The sequence below is a fragment of the Terrabacter ginsenosidimutans genome, assembly GCF_039539425.1.
GTDB lineage: Bacteria > Actinomycetota > Actinomycetes > Actinomycetales > Dermatophilaceae > Terrabacter > Terrabacter ginsenosidimutans.
Map to the genome: position 1 here is coordinate 12,678 of NZ_BAABDC010000001.1, position 14,939 is coordinate 27,616.

At 70.2% G+C, this 14,939-nt stretch carries 19 protein-coding genes; 3 read left to right on the plus strand and 16 right to left on the minus strand.

Annotation, left to right across the window (positions count from 1 at the left end):
* Positions 1-50 precede the first annotated feature (50 nt).
* The 3 genes from ABD831_RS00045 to truA all read right to left on the minus strand — a co-directional run bounded on the left by ABD831_RS00045 (position 51) and on the right by truA (position 2,350).
* The gene (locus ABD831_RS00045) at positions 51-689 is read right to left on the minus strand and encodes a hypothetical protein (RefSeq protein WP_344939818.1); all 639 of its coding nucleotides are present in this window, start codon (positions 687-689) and stop codon (positions 51-53) included.
* A gap of 4 nt (positions 690-693) precedes the next feature.
* Entirely contained in the window at positions 694-1,323 is a 630-nt protein-coding gene (locus ABD831_RS00050) for a hypothetical protein (RefSeq protein ID WP_344939821.1), read from the minus strand.
* 133 nt (positions 1,324-1,456) lie between these two features.
* Positions 1,457-2,350, minus strand: a complete 894-nt coding sequence (gene truA / locus ABD831_RS00055) for a tRNA pseudouridine(38-40) synthase TruA (protein WP_344939823.1) — start codon at positions 2,348-2,350, stop codon at positions 1,457-1,459.
* A 123-nt stretch (positions 2,351-2,473) separates the two neighbouring features.
* Between truA and ABD831_RS00060 the strand changes: the two genes are divergently transcribed.
* Positions 2,474-3,010, plus strand: a complete 537-nt coding sequence (locus tag ABD831_RS00060; RefSeq protein ID WP_344939824.1) for an AMIN-like domain-containing (lipo)protein — start codon at positions 2,474-2,476, stop codon at positions 3,008-3,010.
* A 78-nt stretch (positions 3,011-3,088) separates the two neighbouring features.
* Here ABD831_RS00060 and rplQ read toward each other — a convergent pair whose 3' ends face one another.
* The 8 genes from rplQ to ABD831_RS00100 form a co-directional block, all read right to left on the minus strand.
* Positions 3,089-3,787 (minus strand): 50S ribosomal protein L17, sunset domain variant, encoded by a 699-nt coding sequence (gene rplQ, locus ABD831_RS00065; RefSeq protein WP_344939826.1) that lies wholly within the window; start codon positions 3,785-3,787, stop codon positions 3,089-3,091.
* A 72-nt stretch (positions 3,788-3,859) separates the two neighbouring features.
* Positions 3,860-4,891, minus strand: coding sequence for a DNA-directed RNA polymerase subunit alpha (locus ABD831_RS00070; protein WP_030194272.1), 1,032 nt, complete (start codon positions 4,889-4,891; stop codon positions 3,860-3,862).
* A gap of 155 nt (positions 4,892-5,046) precedes the next feature.
* Positions 5,047-5,655, minus strand: a complete 609-nt coding sequence (rpsD, locus tag ABD831_RS00075) for a 30S ribosomal protein S4 (protein ID WP_142176985.1) — start codon at positions 5,653-5,655, stop codon at positions 5,047-5,049.
* A 31-nt stretch (positions 5,656-5,686) separates the two neighbouring features.
* Positions 5,687-6,082 (minus strand): 30S ribosomal protein S11, encoded by a 396-nt coding sequence (rpsK, locus tag ABD831_RS00080; RefSeq protein ID WP_020143208.1) that lies wholly within the window; start codon positions 6,080-6,082, stop codon positions 5,687-5,689.
* Between the two features lie 57 nt (positions 6,083-6,139).
* A complete protein-coding gene (gene rpsM / locus ABD831_RS00085) occupies positions 6,140-6,514 on the minus strand; it encodes a 30S ribosomal protein S13 (RefSeq protein WP_142176983.1) in 375 nt (124 codons plus the stop codon).
* A 225-nt stretch (positions 6,515-6,739) separates the two neighbouring features.
* A complete protein-coding gene (gene rpmJ, locus ABD831_RS00090) occupies positions 6,740-6,853 on the minus strand; it encodes a 50S ribosomal protein L36 (RefSeq protein ID WP_006592630.1) in 114 nt (37 codons plus the stop codon).
* Positions 6,854-7,005: 152 nt separating this feature from the next.
* Positions 7,006-7,227, minus strand: a complete 222-nt coding sequence (infA, locus tag ABD831_RS00095) for a translation initiation factor IF-1 (RefSeq protein WP_013493543.1) — start codon at positions 7,225-7,227, stop codon at positions 7,006-7,008.
* Between the two features lie 199 nt (positions 7,228-7,426).
* Positions 7,427-7,771 (minus strand): iron chaperone, encoded by a 345-nt coding sequence (locus ABD831_RS00100; protein ID WP_344939832.1) that lies wholly within the window; start codon positions 7,769-7,771, stop codon positions 7,427-7,429.
* Positions 7,772-7,885: 114 nt separating this feature from the next.
* On the opposite strand from ABD831_RS00100, the gene ABD831_RS00105 reads away from it, so the two are divergent.
* Together ABD831_RS00105 and ABD831_RS00110 are read left to right on the plus strand one after the other, a co-directional pair.
* Complete coding sequence (locus tag ABD831_RS00105) at positions 7,886-8,107, plus strand: hypothetical protein (protein WP_142176981.1); 222 nt, start codon at positions 7,886-7,888, stop codon at positions 8,105-8,107.
* Positions 8,108-8,192: 85 nt separating this feature from the next.
* Positions 8,193-8,912 carry a hypothetical protein gene (locus ABD831_RS00110; protein WP_344939836.1) on the plus strand — a complete coding sequence of 240 codons (720 nt, stop codon included), beginning with the start codon at positions 8,193-8,195 and terminating at the stop codon, positions 8,910-8,912.
* Positions 8,913-8,962: 50 nt separating this feature from the next.
* On the opposite strand, the gene ABD831_RS00115 is transcribed toward ABD831_RS00110, so the two are convergent.
* From ABD831_RS00115 to secY, 5 genes are all read right to left on the minus strand, one after another.
* Entirely contained in the window at positions 8,963-10,534 is a 1,572-nt protein-coding gene (locus ABD831_RS00115) for a DHA2 family efflux MFS transporter permease subunit (protein ID WP_425582767.1), read from the minus strand.
* 100 nt (positions 10,535-10,634) lie between these two features.
* Positions 10,635-12,086: a serine hydrolase domain-containing protein gene (locus tag ABD831_RS00120; RefSeq protein ID WP_344939840.1), complete on the minus strand. Its 1,452-nt coding sequence runs from the start codon at positions 12,084-12,086 to the stop codon at positions 10,635-10,637.
* A 46-nt stretch (positions 12,087-12,132) separates the two neighbouring features.
* Positions 12,133-12,987 (minus strand): type I methionyl aminopeptidase, encoded by an 855-nt coding sequence (gene map, locus ABD831_RS00125; RefSeq protein WP_344939843.1) that lies wholly within the window; start codon positions 12,985-12,987, stop codon positions 12,133-12,135.
* A gap of 40 nt (positions 12,988-13,027) precedes the next feature.
* Positions 13,028-13,597, minus strand: a complete 570-nt coding sequence (locus tag ABD831_RS00130) for an adenylate kinase (protein WP_142176978.1) — start codon at positions 13,595-13,597, stop codon at positions 13,028-13,030.
* Positions 13,598-14,920 carry a preprotein translocase subunit SecY gene (gene secY, locus ABD831_RS00135; RefSeq protein ID WP_142176977.1) on the minus strand — a complete coding sequence of 441 codons (1,323 nt, stop codon included), beginning with the start codon at positions 14,918-14,920 and terminating at the stop codon, positions 13,598-13,600. It lies immediately after the preceding gene.
* Positions 14,921-14,939 lie beyond the last annotated feature (19 nt).

The following is a 14,939-nucleotide window of genomic DNA, read 5'->3' on the forward strand; positions in this document are numbered from 1 at the left end:
GTGTGGCCGCGTCACGCGGTTAACGCCGGCAGCCGACCCGCGCGCACGCGTCATCCCCACGACCAGGAGTCGAGGACGGCGCGGTAGACGCCCAGGGCTTCGGGGTGCGCGGGGTCGTAGGTCAGGCGAATGGCAAAGACCTGCTCGGTGTAGGCCACGACGTAGTAGACGTCGCGCACCTGCTCCGACTGGTCGACGACGATTCCCAGGGCGTGGTAGCCGGCGACCTCACGCTCGGGGGCGGCCATCGGCGTGAGGCCCTTGGACTCGAAGCCGCTGCGCAGCCGGTCGACGACCTCGGCGAGGGAGTGCGAGCCGATCTTGATCGGCCGCTCCACCGCGATGAAGGCGCGGACCCCGTCGTCGTCGGGCTGCACGAGGACGTCGGGCTGCGGCACGAGGGCGCGGCCGGCGCGGCTCCAGCCGACCGGTTCGAGGAAGCTGTAGTCGACGCCGCGGACCCGGTCCTCGCTCATCGCCACGGGGGAGCTCGGGACCGGCAGCTGCCGGATGGGGTGACCGGCGCTGTCGGTGGTCGGCGGAGCCGACGTCGGCAGGTGCACGACTCCGGTGTCGGTCGGCGCGGTCGCGACCGGCGCGGGATCGTCGGAGCACCCGCCCAGACCGACGACCGCGACCAGGGCGAGCGCCGGGAGCAGGCACGCCGACGGCCTCGGACGCACCGTCATCGGGCTACGTCCACGCCCAGGTCGAGAGGAGCTCGTCGAACTCGGTCATCGCGTGGGTGGCGTCGGCCTGCGACGAGCTCAGCGTGAGCAGGTAGATCCGGCCGCCGCGCTGGACGCCGTAGGAGCGGGCGAGCACCTTGATGCCCTGCTGCTCGAAGGCTGTCGTGAAACCGACGGCGGTGGTCCCGGCGATCGTCTTGTCCGGCGCCGCGGAGACGGTGCGGCCGGCTGCGGCCAGCTGCTGCCGGCCCTTGACGAGCTCGGCCTCGAGCACCGACTGGTCACCTTCGGCGGCAGTCACCACGAGGTTGTTGGCGAAGTCGCCGACCTTCTTCGAGGACAGCAGCACGAGGTCGATGTTGGCGACCCCCTTCGCCTTGTCGGTGGCCTCGGTCCAGCCCTCGGGGGGCACGACGGTGAACCCACCGGACAGGCCCTTGACCTTGTCACCCTCGCCGGTGGTGGCCGCGCCGGTCGCGCCGGAGGTGGCGTCCGAGGTGGCGCCGGTCGGTGCGGACCCTGCGCTGCCCGAGACCGGCGGCGACGAGACGGTGGCGTCCTTGGAGCAGCCCGTCAGCACGAGCATGCAGGTGAGGAGACCGACCGAGAGGACGCGCGTCGGGCTGGCCTTCATGCGCTCGATCCAACCACAGCGACCGGCGAGCACGCCGGTCGGGTCTCGGGGCTGAGACACCGCCCACCGAAGCGCCCGTGCCAGCGGTCCGGGCACCGTTTATGGCACCGGCCCGGACCGGGCCCGGCTCCGCTCAGGTGGGCAGGCGCCGCGCCCGGGTGACGACGGCGCGCTCCGCGAGCTCCGCGTCGTCCGGGTAGACGACCTCCTCGAGGCTGAGCCCGTGCGGCGGCATGACGTGGATGCCGACGGTCCGTGAGGCCCCGTCCTGCACCGCGCGGGGCCAGTCCCGGGCCCGGCGCCCCTCGCCCACGGGGACGACCGCACCGACGAGCGACCGCACCATCGAGTGGCAGAAGGCGTCGGCCCGCACGGTGGCGACCAGCACCCCGTCCGACAGCCGGGTCCACGAGAAGTCGAGGAGAGTCCGCACGGTCGTCGCGCCCTCCCGCTGCTTGCAGAAGGCTGCGAAGTCCCGCAGTCCGAGGAGCGAGCGGGCGGCCTCGTCCATCGCCTCGACGTCGAGCGGCCTGCGCCACCAGACGGTGTCGTGACGCCGGAGCGGGTCACGCAGGGCATCGGCGTCCGCGATCCGGTAGAGGTAGCGCCGCTCCGTGGCGGAGAAGCGCGCGTCGAACCCGGCCGGTGCGGGCTGGGCGCGGCGCACGACGACGTCGTGGGGCAGGATGCCGCCCAGGCGGCTGACGAGCGCGGCGCCGGGCTCGCGGTCCGAGCGCCCGGGCAGGTCGGCCCAGGCCGCGGGGTCGAGGTCGACGTGGGCGACCTGCCCGCGAGCGTGGACGCCTGCGTCCGTGCGTCCCGCAACGGTCACCCGGACGGGCTGCGCGCTGCGCAGCACGGTGGTCAGCGCCGCCGACAGCTCACCTTGGACGGTGCGCAGGGACGGCTGGGCCGCCCACCCCGAGAAGGCCGTCCCGTCGTAGGCGAGGTCGAGTCGCACCCGCAGCGCCGGCGCATCTGCCTGCCTCGACTCGTCCGCTGGGCTCGGCTCGCTCGTCCCGTCCATCGCGACAGAGCCTAACCGGCGCAGGAAGGCGTCGAGGCACCGACGTCAACCGCAGGCTGGGCCTGCACGTCCTCCAGGTGGGTGCCGGACGACCAGCCCGGCCCAGCAGAAGGGGGAACCACCATGAACGCCCTTGCCCGACGCAGCCTCGTCGCCGCGTGCGCGACCGCCCTGGCCGCGGCGACAGCCCTCGCTGCAACCCCGGCGGCCGGCGCAGCACCTTCGTGCGGGCTCACGTGGGGCTCGACCGTCAGGGCCACCAGCCCAGCGCTGCTCTGGACGGGGAAGGTCACCGGAGCGCGTGCCGGTCAGCACGCCTGCTACGACCGGCTGGTGTTCGACGTCGCACGAGGCCGGGGCACATTCGGCTATGCCGTCCGCTACGTCGATGCCATCACCGGGCCGGGAAGCGGACGGCCCGTCGCGGTCACCGGTGGTGCGAGGATCCAGGTCACCATCGGCGCACCCTCGACCCTCGGCCCGACCACGACCGACTTCCCCGGGTGGCGCACCCTCCGGCAGCTGAAACACGTCGGCGGCTTCGAGGGCTACACCGACTTCGGCCTCGGGGTGCGGGCACGCCTGCCGATGCGGGCGTTCGTCATCACCGACGCCGACGGCGGCCGCCGTCTCGTCGTCGACGTCGCCCACCAGTGGTGACCGGGAGCACGTCGTCCGGACAGACGCAAGAGCAGCCCGCCCCGAGGGGGACGGGCTGCTCTTGCGATCAGGCGTGGCTCAGGAGCCGGAGCCGGCCTTCGTGAAGCCGGCGGCCTCGGCGTCCTCGGCGGACTTGAACCAGAACTCGGCGATCGTCTGGTCGTACCACTGGCCGTCGGGCTCGTGGTACTTGCCGGAGTCGGCGTTGCCCTTGACGGTGTAGCCCTCGGGGGCCGAGCCGTCCTCGTTCGCGGCGACGGCGCCCTCGGGCACGTCGGCGGCCGGAGCCTCGGTGGCCTCGGTCGCCTCGGCGTCCTCGGCGGCCTTGGTCTCGGCAGCGGCGGCCTTGGCCTCCTCCTGCTTGGCGGCACGACGGGTCGCGCCCTCGGCCTCCTTGACCGTCGCCTTCTTGGCCGACAGCGGCTCGCGGACGAGCTCGATGACGACCATGGGGGCGTTGTCACCCTTGCGGGCGGTGATCTTCGTGATGCGGGTGTAGCCACCCTCGCGAGCCGCCATGTCGGGGGCGATCTCGGCGAAGAGGCGGTGGACGACACCCTTGTCGCGCACGACCGTGAGGACGCGACGACGGGCGTGCAGGTCGCCGCGCTTGGCGAACGTGATGAGACGCTCGGCGAGCGGGCGCAGGCGCTTGGCCTTGGCCTCGGTCGTCGTGATCCTGTCGTGCTCGAAGAGCGACGTCGCGAGGTTGGCCAGGATCAGCCGCTCATGGGCGGGGCCGCCACCGACGCGGGGACCCTTGGTGGGGGTAGGCATTTCGTTTCTCCTAGAAGTCCGACCAGGCCGTTCTCGAGCGGTGCGTCGAGGGCTCGGTCAAGAAGCGGTTGGTCAGAGACGCTCGTCCTCGACGAACGACTGGTCGTCGTCGTCGCTGTAGTCATCGTCGCCGTAGCCGTCGACGAGGGCCGACGGGTCGAACCCGGGCGGGCTGTCCTTGAGGGCCAGACCCATGCCGACGAGCTTGGCCTTGACCTCGTCGATCGACTTCGCACCGAAGTTGCGGATGTCGAGCAGGTCGGCCTCGCTGCGGCCCACGAGCTCACCCACGGTGTGGATGCCCTCGCGCTTGAGGCAGTTGTAGGAACGAACGGTGAGGTCCAGGTCCTCGATCGGCAGGGCGAGGTCCGCGGCGAGCGCGGCGTCCGTCGGCGACGGGCCCATGTCGATGCCCTCGGCCTCGACGTTGAGCTCGCGGGCGAGGCCGAAGAGCTCGACCAGCGTCTTGCCGGCCGAGGCCATGGCGTCACGCGGGGTCATCGAGTTCTTCGTCTCGACGTCGACGATGAGCTTGTCGAAGTCGGTGCGCTGCTCGACACGGGTCGCCTCGACCTTGTAGGTCACGGTGAGCACCGGGCTGTAGATCGAGTCGACCGGGATGCGGCCGATCTCCTGGTCGCCGGACTTGTTCTGCTGCGCCGAGACGTAGCCACGGCCACGCTCCACGGTCAGCTCCATCTCGAGCTTGCCCTTGTCGTTCAGCGTCGCGATGTGCAGGTCGGGGTTGTGCACCTCGACACCCGCCGGCGGCGTGATGTCGGCGGCGGTGACCGCACCCGGGCCCTGCTTGCGCAGGTACATGACGACCGGCTCGTCGTGCTCCGAGGAGACGACGAGGCCCTTGATGTTGAGGATCATCTCGGTGACGTCCTCCTTCACGCCCGGAACGGTCGTGAACTCGTGGAGCACGCCGTCGATGCGGATGGAGGTGACCGCCGCGCCCGGGATGCTCGAGAGCAGGGTGCGACGGAGGGAGTTGCCGAGCGTGTAGCCGAAGCCGGGCTCGAGCGGCTCGATGGTGAAGCGGCTGCGGTTCTCGACCACGACCTCTTCGGAGAGCACGGGACGCTGTGCGATGAGCACTGTTCAGTTCCTTCCCACGGGCGACCGCCATATGACGCCTCGTGAAACTGCCCGGTCGTGATCCGGGCGGGCCGGCTCGGCTCTGTCTGCGAGCGCGGCCCCACGCAATCGTTCGGTATGCCGTGAAGCGGGCTTCACGGCATACCGAACCTTGATCAGTTCTTCGAGTAGAGCTCGACGATCAGCTGCTCGGTGAGCTGCGAGTCGATCTGCGCGCGCACCGGGAGCTGGTGGATGAGGATCTGCAGGGAGCCCTCGACGACCTGCATCCAGGCCGGCACGGGACGCTCGCCGAACGTCTGGCGGGCCAGCTCGATCGGGAAGCTCTCGACGGACTGCTTGCGGACCGTGATGATGTCGTACTGCTCGACGCGGTAGCTCGGGACGTCGACGCGCACGCCGTTGACCTCGAAGTGACCGTGCGTCACGAGCTGACGGGCGTGGCGACGCGTGCGGGCCAGGCCCGCGCGGTAGACCACGTTGTCGAGACGCGTCTCGAGGATCTGGAGGAGGTTCTCACCGGTCTTGCCGGGGCGCTTCGCCGCTTCCTTGTAGTAGCGGACGAACTGCTTCTCCATGACGCCGTACTGGAAGCGGGCGCGCTGCTTCTCCTGGAGCTGGGTGAGGTACTCCTTCTCCTGGATCCGGCGACGGCCGTGCTGGCCGGGCGGGAACGGGCGGAGCTCGAAGTTCTTGTCGCCGCCGACGAGGTCCATCTTGAGGCGGCGGGACTTCTTGGTGATCGGGCCGGTGTAACGAGCCATTTCCTAGTTCTCTCTCTCGCTCAGTGCCGGATCAGACGCGACGGCGCTTGGGCGGGCGGACACCGTTGTGCGGCGTGGGCGTGACGTCGCTGATCGCGCCGACCTCGAGGCCGGTGGCGGTGAGCGAACGGATCGCCGTCTCGCGGCCCGAACCCGGGCCCTTCACGAAGACGTCGACCTTGCGCATGCCGTGCTCCATGGCGCGGCGGGCAGCAGCCTCGGCGGCCATCTGGGCAGCGAACGGGGTGGACTTGCGCGAGCCCTTGAAGCCGACCTGGCCGGCAGAGGCCCAGGCGATCACGGCGCCGGTGGGGTCCGTGATCGAGATGATCGTGTTGTTGAACGTGCTCTTGATGTGAGCGTGCCCGTGGGCGACGTTCTTCTTCTCCTTGCGACGAACCTTCGTCACGCGAGCCTTGGGAGGCATTTTTCTCCTACGTCAGAACTGAATGTCGGTGAGACGCGATCGCGGAAGCGATCAGCGTCAGCGGGCCTTCTTCTTGCCGGCCACGGTGCGCTTCGGACCCTTGCGGGTGCGCGCGTTGGTCTTGGTGCGCTGACCGCGCACGGGCAGACCACGACGGTGACGCAGACCTTCGTAGGAGCCGATCTCGACCTTGCGGCGGATGTCGGCCTGCACCTCACGGCGAAGGTCACCCTCGAGGCGGTAGTTGCCCTCGAGGAAGTCACGAAGCGCAACGAGCTCGGTCTCACCGAGGTCCTTGACGCGGGTGTTGGGGTCGACGCCGGTGGCAACCAGCGCCTCCTTGGAACGGGTGCGACCGACACCGAAGATGTAGGTCAGTGCGACCTCGACGCGCTTCTCGCGCGGAAGGTCGACTCCAACAAGACGAGCCATGTTGGGTTGTCTCCTGATTTCTGTTTCGCGGAGGTCTGGAGCAGGTCACCGATCCGGGGTCACGGTCCGCCACTCAGAAGGACGGGCCACCGGTCCCCGGCCTCCGAGCCGGGGGTGACGTCCTGCGCCGACACGACGGTCGGGCATCAGGGGCCGGGTGCTGCTTTCATTCACTTTTCTCGCGTGCTGTCGAAAGTCTGTCGACGGCGAAGGTGGTGGTTCTGCTCAGCCCTGGCGCTGCTTGTGGCGCAGGTTCTCGCAGATCACCATGACCCGACCGTTACGGCGGATCACCTTGCACTTGTCACAGATCTTCTTGACGCTCGGCTGAACCTTCATCTGCCTGCTGTCTTCAGATCGCGCACCCGTCACCACCGGCCCGGAGGGCACGTGAGGATGGGTGCTTGGTTGTGTAATCGGGAGTTGGTGCCTCGCACTCGTCCCGGCCGGACACCCCGCTCGCGCGGGCTGGTCGCGGCCGACCCTGGTGCTCAGCGGTAGCGGAAGACGATCCGACCGCGGGTCAGGTCATAGGGAGAGAGCTCCACCACCACACGGTCCTCAGGGAGGATCCGGATGTAGTGCTGTCGCATCTTTCCCGAGATGTGTGCGAGCACCTTGTGACCGTTGGAGAGCTCGACCCGGAACATCGCGTTCGGGAGAGCCTCGACGATCGTGCCCTCGATCTCGATGACACCGTCCTTCTTGGCCATATCCTCCGTCTATCTGTAGCTGGCCGACTCGGACTGAGCCGGCCTTGGGGCGTGCCTGGTTGCCGTGCTCCAGATCGTTCGCGGCGCACAGGCGTGACTCGGGCATCGAGGCACACGACACCCAACGCACAAGAATACGCCAGTTGGCGCCGTTCCTGAAATCGGTGCCGGGGCCTGCTGGTGCTCGTCCGCGACCGCCTCAGGTCTCGAGCTCGGCGCGGCGCAGCCGGACGACCCGCTCGACGACGTCCTCGGGAAGGGCGTGGTCGGAGGTGAAGCGGATCGTGCCCTTGCTGAGCGAGAAGCCGTCGAGCTCCGGAGTGACGGCCTCGACGACGGCCGGGCTGAACGGGAAGAGCGACAGGTGCCGCGCCGAGGCCGTGACGCCGATGAGCGGGCGGCCGTCGAGGCGCAGGGCCGGCATCCCGTAGCTCGTGCCCTCCTCCGCCTCGGGCGCGACCCGCATCGCGACGTCGACCACCCGTTGCAGGGCGGCCCGCTGGTCGGGCGCGAGCCCCGCGAGGTAGTCACCGATGGTCCCCATGCGCCGATGGTGCCACCGCTCGCGGTGTTCGTGGGGCGGTACGCGCCGGGTACGTGCCGTGACGGCCCCCTCCACCAGCCGCCGCCTTGGTCGGCTGACCCACGAAAGGCACTCATGAGCGTCCGCAGTCGCACCCGCACGCGCACCTCCACGATCGTCGTCCTGCTCTGGCTCCTCATCGGCCTGTTCGCCGCGTTCCAGCGTGGCTACCTGGGCTCGTCCGAGTCGAGCTGCAGCCGTCTCACGACGACTGCCGTCACCATCGTCGCCGGCCCGCTGAACTACGTCGGCCTCAACCCACGCGTCGGCTGCTCCACGCCGCAGCCGTCGAAGTAGCCGCTCCGCGCGCTTGGGGTATGCGGCGTGGTCGGCCGGTCCGCACACGCGGGCGACCGGGCCGGCCACGCGGCATACTGGCGTGGTGACCGAGCCCGGCGACGACGCCATGCACCCGTCTGCACCGGAGGACCACACCGACGTGGTCAGCGCGCCGCCCGCCGAGGCGGAGGACGTCGAGGAGTACTTCGCGCGGATCGCTGCGGCGGCGGGTGAGGACGGGCGCCTCGCCGTGGCCGTCGAGGAGATGCCGGGCTGGGACATCTACCCCTACGAGATCGAAGGCCTTCGGCTCAAGCCAGTGCAGCCGCCGGCCGACGAGGAGCCGGCACGGCGGGGTGAGCACGCGGCCGACTGCTGGTGCGCAAGCGGCTTCGCCGACGCCGACGACCGGCTCGTCTGGTCGAACGACCGCTGGCGGCTGACGCTCTCCGTCGACACCGGCCTGCCCGTGATGCTCATGCTCATGCCGCTGGCGCACCATGACCTGCCCTCGCTGCCGGGAGACCTCGCGGCCGAGATGGGCCAGCTCGTCGTCGCGGTGTCGGACGCCGTCGAGCACGTGCCGAGCGTCGGACGGGTCCAGCTCGCGAAGTACGGCGACGGCGGGGCGCACCTGCACCTGTTCTTCCTCGGCCGTCCCGCGCGCATGCTGCAGTTCCGGGGGTCACCGCTCATCGACTGGGAGGAGAACCTCCCACGCGTCCCCCTCGAGGTCCTGCAGGCCAACGCGCGGGTGGTCGCCGAACGGATGGTCGTCCACGTGGGCGGCGCGCCCGGGACTCTGGGCCGCGACGCTTCGTAGTCGGGGCTCGACGTGGCGGGCACGTGCGGCGCGGCGCTGGTCCCTGCGGATCAGTGGGGGTGACTGGCCGGACGTTCGAAGAAGAGCACCGCGACGACGCCGATGACGAGCACCGCAGCGGGGAGCAGCATGGACTCCGACATGGCCGAGGCGAAGCCCTCGGCCACCTTCGCCGGCATCGAGGCACCGGAGGACTGCAGGCCGCCGAGGTCACCGGGGATGCCGGGCAGGTCCGCGGAGAGGCGGGCCTGGATGACCGCGGCGATGGCCGCGCTGCCGAGGACGGCTCCGACCTGACGGGTCGTGTTGTAGACGCCGGAACCGGCGCCGGCCGAGGACAGCGGCAGGTTGCGGGTGGCGGTGGCCCCCAGCGGACCCCACATGAAGGCGTTGCCCACACCCATGAGCGCCATCGGGAGCAGCAGCAGCCACGTCGCTGTCGCGGGGTGCATGACGAGGGCGAGCCACAGCAGCGAGGCCGAGGTCAGGCCGATCCCGACCGCGGTGATGCCGCGTGGGTGGACCCGGTCGGACATCCGACCGGCGACGGGCGCGAGCCCACCGGAGATGACGGCCATCGGGGCCAGGAGCAGGGCCGCGGACGTGGGTGACAGGCCCCGGACAGCCTGGGCGTAGAGCATGAACGGGAACGCCATCGCGGTGATCGAGAAGCCGATGGTCGTGATCGCGATGTTGGCCAGCGAGAAGTTGCGGTCGCCGAAGAGCTGCAGCGGCAGCAGGGGCTCGCTGGTGTTGTGCGCCTGCCACCAGACGAAGATCCCGAGCACGAGCACACCGGCGGCGATGAGCAGCGGCACGGAGACGAACCCGCTGATGGTGCCCCAGTCGTAGGTCTCACCCTCCTGGACGCCGAAGACGAGCAGGAACATGCCGACCGCCGACAGGGCGACGCCCAGCCAGTCGAAGCGGTGGCTGTGGGTCTCGAGCCGCGGGACGAGGCGGGCGGCGAGCACGAACGCGACGACCCCCACGGGCACGTTGATGAAGAAGATCCACTCCCACCCGGGTCCGTCGACGAGCAGACCTCCCACGACGGGGCCGACGAGGATCGCGACTCCTGCCGTCGCGCCCCAGAGCGCCATGGCCTGCCCACGTGAGGCGGCCGGGAACGTGCGGGTGATGACGGCCATCGTCTGCGGGGTCAGCATCGAGGCGCCGAGGCCCTGCACGACGCGGGCGATGATGAGTCCGGTGATCGTGCCGGTGAGGCCGCACCAGAGCGAGGCGGCCGTGAAGACGGTCAGCCCCACGAGGTAGAGGTTCTTGGGACCGTAGCGGTCACCCAGGCGGCCCGTGATGAGGAGCGGGGTGGCATACGCGAGCAGGTAGGCGCTGGTGACCCAGATGACGCTGTTGACGTCGGTGCGCAGTCCCCGCAGGATCGCGGGCGTCGCGACCGACACGATGGTCGAGTCGACGAGGATCATGAAGAAGCCGATGACCATGGCCCACAGGGCGGGCCAGGGGTTGTGCCCCGCGGGCACCCCACCGGGCGGGGCCGCGGACGCGGGACGCGCGGCACTGACCGCGCCCGCCCGCTCCGTCGTGCCTGCCGCTCCGGCCACTCCGGCCAGTGCAGGGTTGCGCTCGTCTCCGGCCATGGTGGCCCCCTTCCGCCGCCTTGCGCAGCACCCTCGATTGTCCACCCGGGCACCGACAGTGGTCACGGGCCTTTCGGGGACCCGTGCCGCCGCGGAGCGGTCAGGCCGGGGCCCAGCGCGTGGCGAGCCACAGCGGGTCGTAGCCGGTGAGCGGGACCATCCGCCAGGTCAGGTCGGCGTCGGAGCTGCGCAGGCGCGCCTCGATGCGGAAGCGGTGCGGCGACTCGATGGCGATGACCTCGCCGCGGAAGGTGTCCTCGTCGACCCAGCCACCGCTGGCGACGACCGGCAGGGTCGCTCCCCCGGCCACCAGCTCGCCCTCGCGCCACCACCCCCGGCCGACCGGCACCCGCAGCCACTCACCGCGGCGGTTCAGCCCGAGCACGTGGTCGGGCCCGTCCCGGGTCACCGAGACCGCCGTGTAGTCGGCCGCCAGGTCCGACGCGTCGGCCCGGGAGAACTCGGCGTAGTCCGGTCCCAGCGCGTCGCCCGACATGGCGGGGATCTCCAGACCAGCGAGGCGCTCGGCCAGCTCGCCGTCGGCGGTGCCCGACCCGCCAGGCCCACCGGACCCGATCGCCGGCACGACGTGCTCCCACAGCCCGTCGAGGGTCGACTGCATCCGGGACTGCTCCGCCGTGATGGCCACGACGGTGTCGTGCTCGGGCAGCACGATGAGGAACTGGCCGTAGGCGCCGTCACCGCGGTAGCCGTAGCGCTGCATCCAGAACGAGTAGCCGTAGCCGCGGCGCCAGTCCTCGTCGGCGCCCGGGTCCTCGTTCACCGGACCGAAGGCGCGCGTCGCCTCATCGACCCACGCCTCGGGGAGCAGCTGGCGCCCCTCCCACCGCCCACGGTCGAGGTAGAGCTGGGCGACGGAGGCAATGGCCTCCGTCGTCAGGTGAGCGCCGGTGAAGCCGAGCTCGCGGCCGAGCGGGTCGCGGTGCCACGGGATGTCGGGCAGCCCCAACGGGGCGAGCAGCCGAGGGCGCAGCGCGTCGGCCACGCCCTCCCCGGCCACCCGCCGCACGATGACCGACAGGAGATAGGTCGCCACCTGGTTGTAGGCGAAGACCGTGCCCGGCGTCCGGGTGGGTGTCGTCGCGAAGACCCGAGGCACCCAGTCGGCCGGGTCGACGGACTCAGCGAAGTCGCTGCCGCTCATCCGGTCGAAGACATGGGGCCACGCGTCCTCTTCGTGACCCACGGTCATCGAGAGGCAGTGCCTGACGCGCACGTCGTCCCAGTCGTCGGCCACGGCGCTGCGGTCCAGCTCCGGGAAGTGGTCGAGCACGCGGTCGTCGAGCGACAGGCGCCCCTCCTGCACGAGGAAGGCGACGGCCGTTGCCGTCACCGTCTTCGAGAGGGAGTAGGCGAGGTGGACGCGGCTCGCGGCATACGGCTTCCACCAGCCCTCCGCCACGACGTGCCCGTGGCGCACGACCATCAGGCTGTGCAGGCCGAGCCGGTCACGCTCGGCGACGTCGACGAACGCGTGGATGCCGGCGGCGTCGACGCCCTGCGCCGACGGGGTGCTGCGGGGAAGGCTCACGAGCGCGAGATTACGCTCCCGCGCCCCTCAGGTGGGCGTGTGCGGGTCAGGCGGTCGCGTCGAGGGGGGCGTATGCCGCCCCGGCAGCCTCGAGGGCAGCCTTGCCGCCGTCGACGGCCGTCAGGATCCAGAGCCCGTCCTGCCGCACGGCGACGGAGTGCTCCCAGTGCGCCGCCCGCGTGCCGTCGAGCGTCACCACGGTCCAGTCGTCGGAGAGGACCTTGGTGTCGGACCCGCCGAGGGTGATCATCGGCTCGATGGCGCCGGTGAAGCCGTCGACGAGCTTCGGCCCGGCCTCGCGCACGGCGTAGTTCGGGATCTGGGGATCCATGTGCATCTCGGTGCCGATGCCGTGACCGACGTACTCGTCGATGACGCCGTAGGGCAGGCCGTCACGCTCGGCGGCGGCCGCGATGCTGGCCTCGACGGCGTCACCGACGGCGTAGAGGCGACCTCCGACCTGCATGGCGGCGATGCCGGCGTAGAGGCTCACCTCGGTGGCGTCGATGAGGGCGAGGTCCTCGGGCCGGCCGGCCTCGCGGCCCCCGACGACCGCGGTGAACGCGGCGTCGCCGTTCCACCCCTTGACCTCGGCGCCGCAGTCGACCGAGACGATGTCGCCGGCTTCGAGCACCCGTGCCCCCGGGATGCCGTGGACGACCTCGTCGTTGACGCTCGTGCACAGCGTGTGGCTGTATCCCGGCACGAGCTGGAAGTTCGGGATGCCGCCGTTGCTGCGGATGAAGTCCTCGGCCAGGCGGTCGAGCTCGAGCGTCGTCATGCCCGGTCGCACCTCGGCAGCGAGCAGCTCGAGGGTGCGGCCGACGAGCAGGCCCGCCTCACGCATGAGGAGGAGCTGCTCGTCGGTGCGGCCCTGGAGCCGGTTCCGGCGTCCGAACATTCGTGGTCCTTCTCGGGTGGCTGCGCTGGGGCAGTCGCGCTCAGCCGTGCTGCGGCAGGGCCGCGATGACACGGTCGGTGACCTCGTCGACGGCGCCCATGCCGTCGACCTTGACGAGGAGGCCGACGAGCTCGTAGTGCTGCGCGAGGGGTGCGGTCTCCTTGCGGTAGATCGCCTGGCGCTCGCGGATGACGTCCTCGGTGTCGTCGGCGCGACCCTCGGTCTGGGCGCGCTTGAGCAGGCGCTCGACGATGGCGTCCTCGTCGACCTCCAGCTCGAGCACGGCGTCGAGCGCGTGCCCGTGACGCGACAGCATCGCGTCGAGCGCGTCGACCTGACCCGCGGTGCGCGGGTAGCCGTCGAGGAGGAAACCGCCCTCGGCGTCGTCCCAGGTGAGGCGGTCCTCGACGATCTCGTTGGTGATGTCGTCGGAGACGTAGCCGCCGGACTTGATGATCTCGTCGACCTTGACCCCGAGCGGGGTCTGGTCCTTGATGTTGGCGCGGAAGATGTCGCCGGTCGAGATGGCCGGGATGCCGAGGCGCTCGGCGATCCGGGCCGCCTGCGTGCCCTTACCGGCGCCGGGCGGGCCGAGGATGATCAGTCGCATTTAACGGAGGAACCCTTCGTAGTGACGCTGCTGCAGCTGCGCCTCGATCTGCTTGACCGTCTCGAGGCCCACACCGACGACGATGAGGATCGAGGTGCCACCGAACGGGAAGTTCTGGTTGGCGCCCACGAGCACGAGGGCCACGAGCGGGATGAGCGAGACGATGGCGAGGTAGATGGCACCCGGCACGGTGATTCGGGTCAGGACGTAGTTGAGGTACTCGGCCGTGGGTCGCCCGGCCCGGATACCCGGGATGAAACCGCCGTACTTCTTCATGTTCTCCGCGACCTCGGTCGGGTTGAACGTGATCGAGACGTAGAAGAAGGTGAAGAAGAGGATGAGCGCGACGTAGGTCGCCATGTAGATCGGGTGGTCGCCCTTGACGAGGTTCTCCTGGACCCACTGGACCCAGGCCGGGTTGTTGCCGTCCGCGCGGGTGTTGAACTGCGCGACGAGACCCGGCAGCGCGAGCAGCGAGCTCGCGAAGATGACCGGGATGACACCGGCCATGTTGACCTTGAGCGGGATGTAGGTGGACGTGCCGCCGTACATGCGACGCCCCACCATCCGCTTGGCGTACTGCACCGGGATGCGGCGCTGGGACTGCTCGACGAAGACCACCGCGGCGATGACGAAGATGCCGAGGAGCAGGATGCCGAGGAAGGTGCCCCAGCCCTTGTTCTCCTTGATGCCCCACAGCGAGGCCGGGAAGCCGGCCGCGATCGAGGTGAAGATCATCAGGGACATGCCGTTGCCGACGCCCTTGTCGGTGATGAGCTCACCGAACCACATGATGAGGCCGGTGCCGGCGGTCATCGTCAGGACCATGATGACGATCGTGACCATCGACTGGTCGGTCATGATCGTGTCGCACGAACCGCCGAAGAGGCTCGAGGGGTTGCGCGCGAAGGTGACGAGCGTCGCCGACTGGAGGATCGCGAGGCCGATCGTCAGGTAGCGGGTGTACTGCGTCAGCTTGCTCTGACCGGACTGCCCCTCCTCCTTGAGCGCCTCGAAGCGCGGGATGACGACGGTCAGCAGCTGGATGATGATGCTGGCCGTGATGTAGGGCATGATCCCGAGCGCGAACACCGACAGCTGCAGCAGTGCACCGCCGCTGAACAGGTTGGCCAGGTTCAGGAAACCGCTCTGGTCGCCGGACTTGCCCTTGCTGGCCTCCAGACAGCTCTGCACCAGGCTGTAGCTGATGCCGGGCGTCGGCACGTGCGAACCGAGACGGAACAGCACGATGATGCCGAGCGTGAAGAGCAGCTTCTTGCGCAGGTCCGGGGTACGGAACGCGCGTACGAAAGCGGCGAGCACTGGGTCCTCCTGGGGGGCC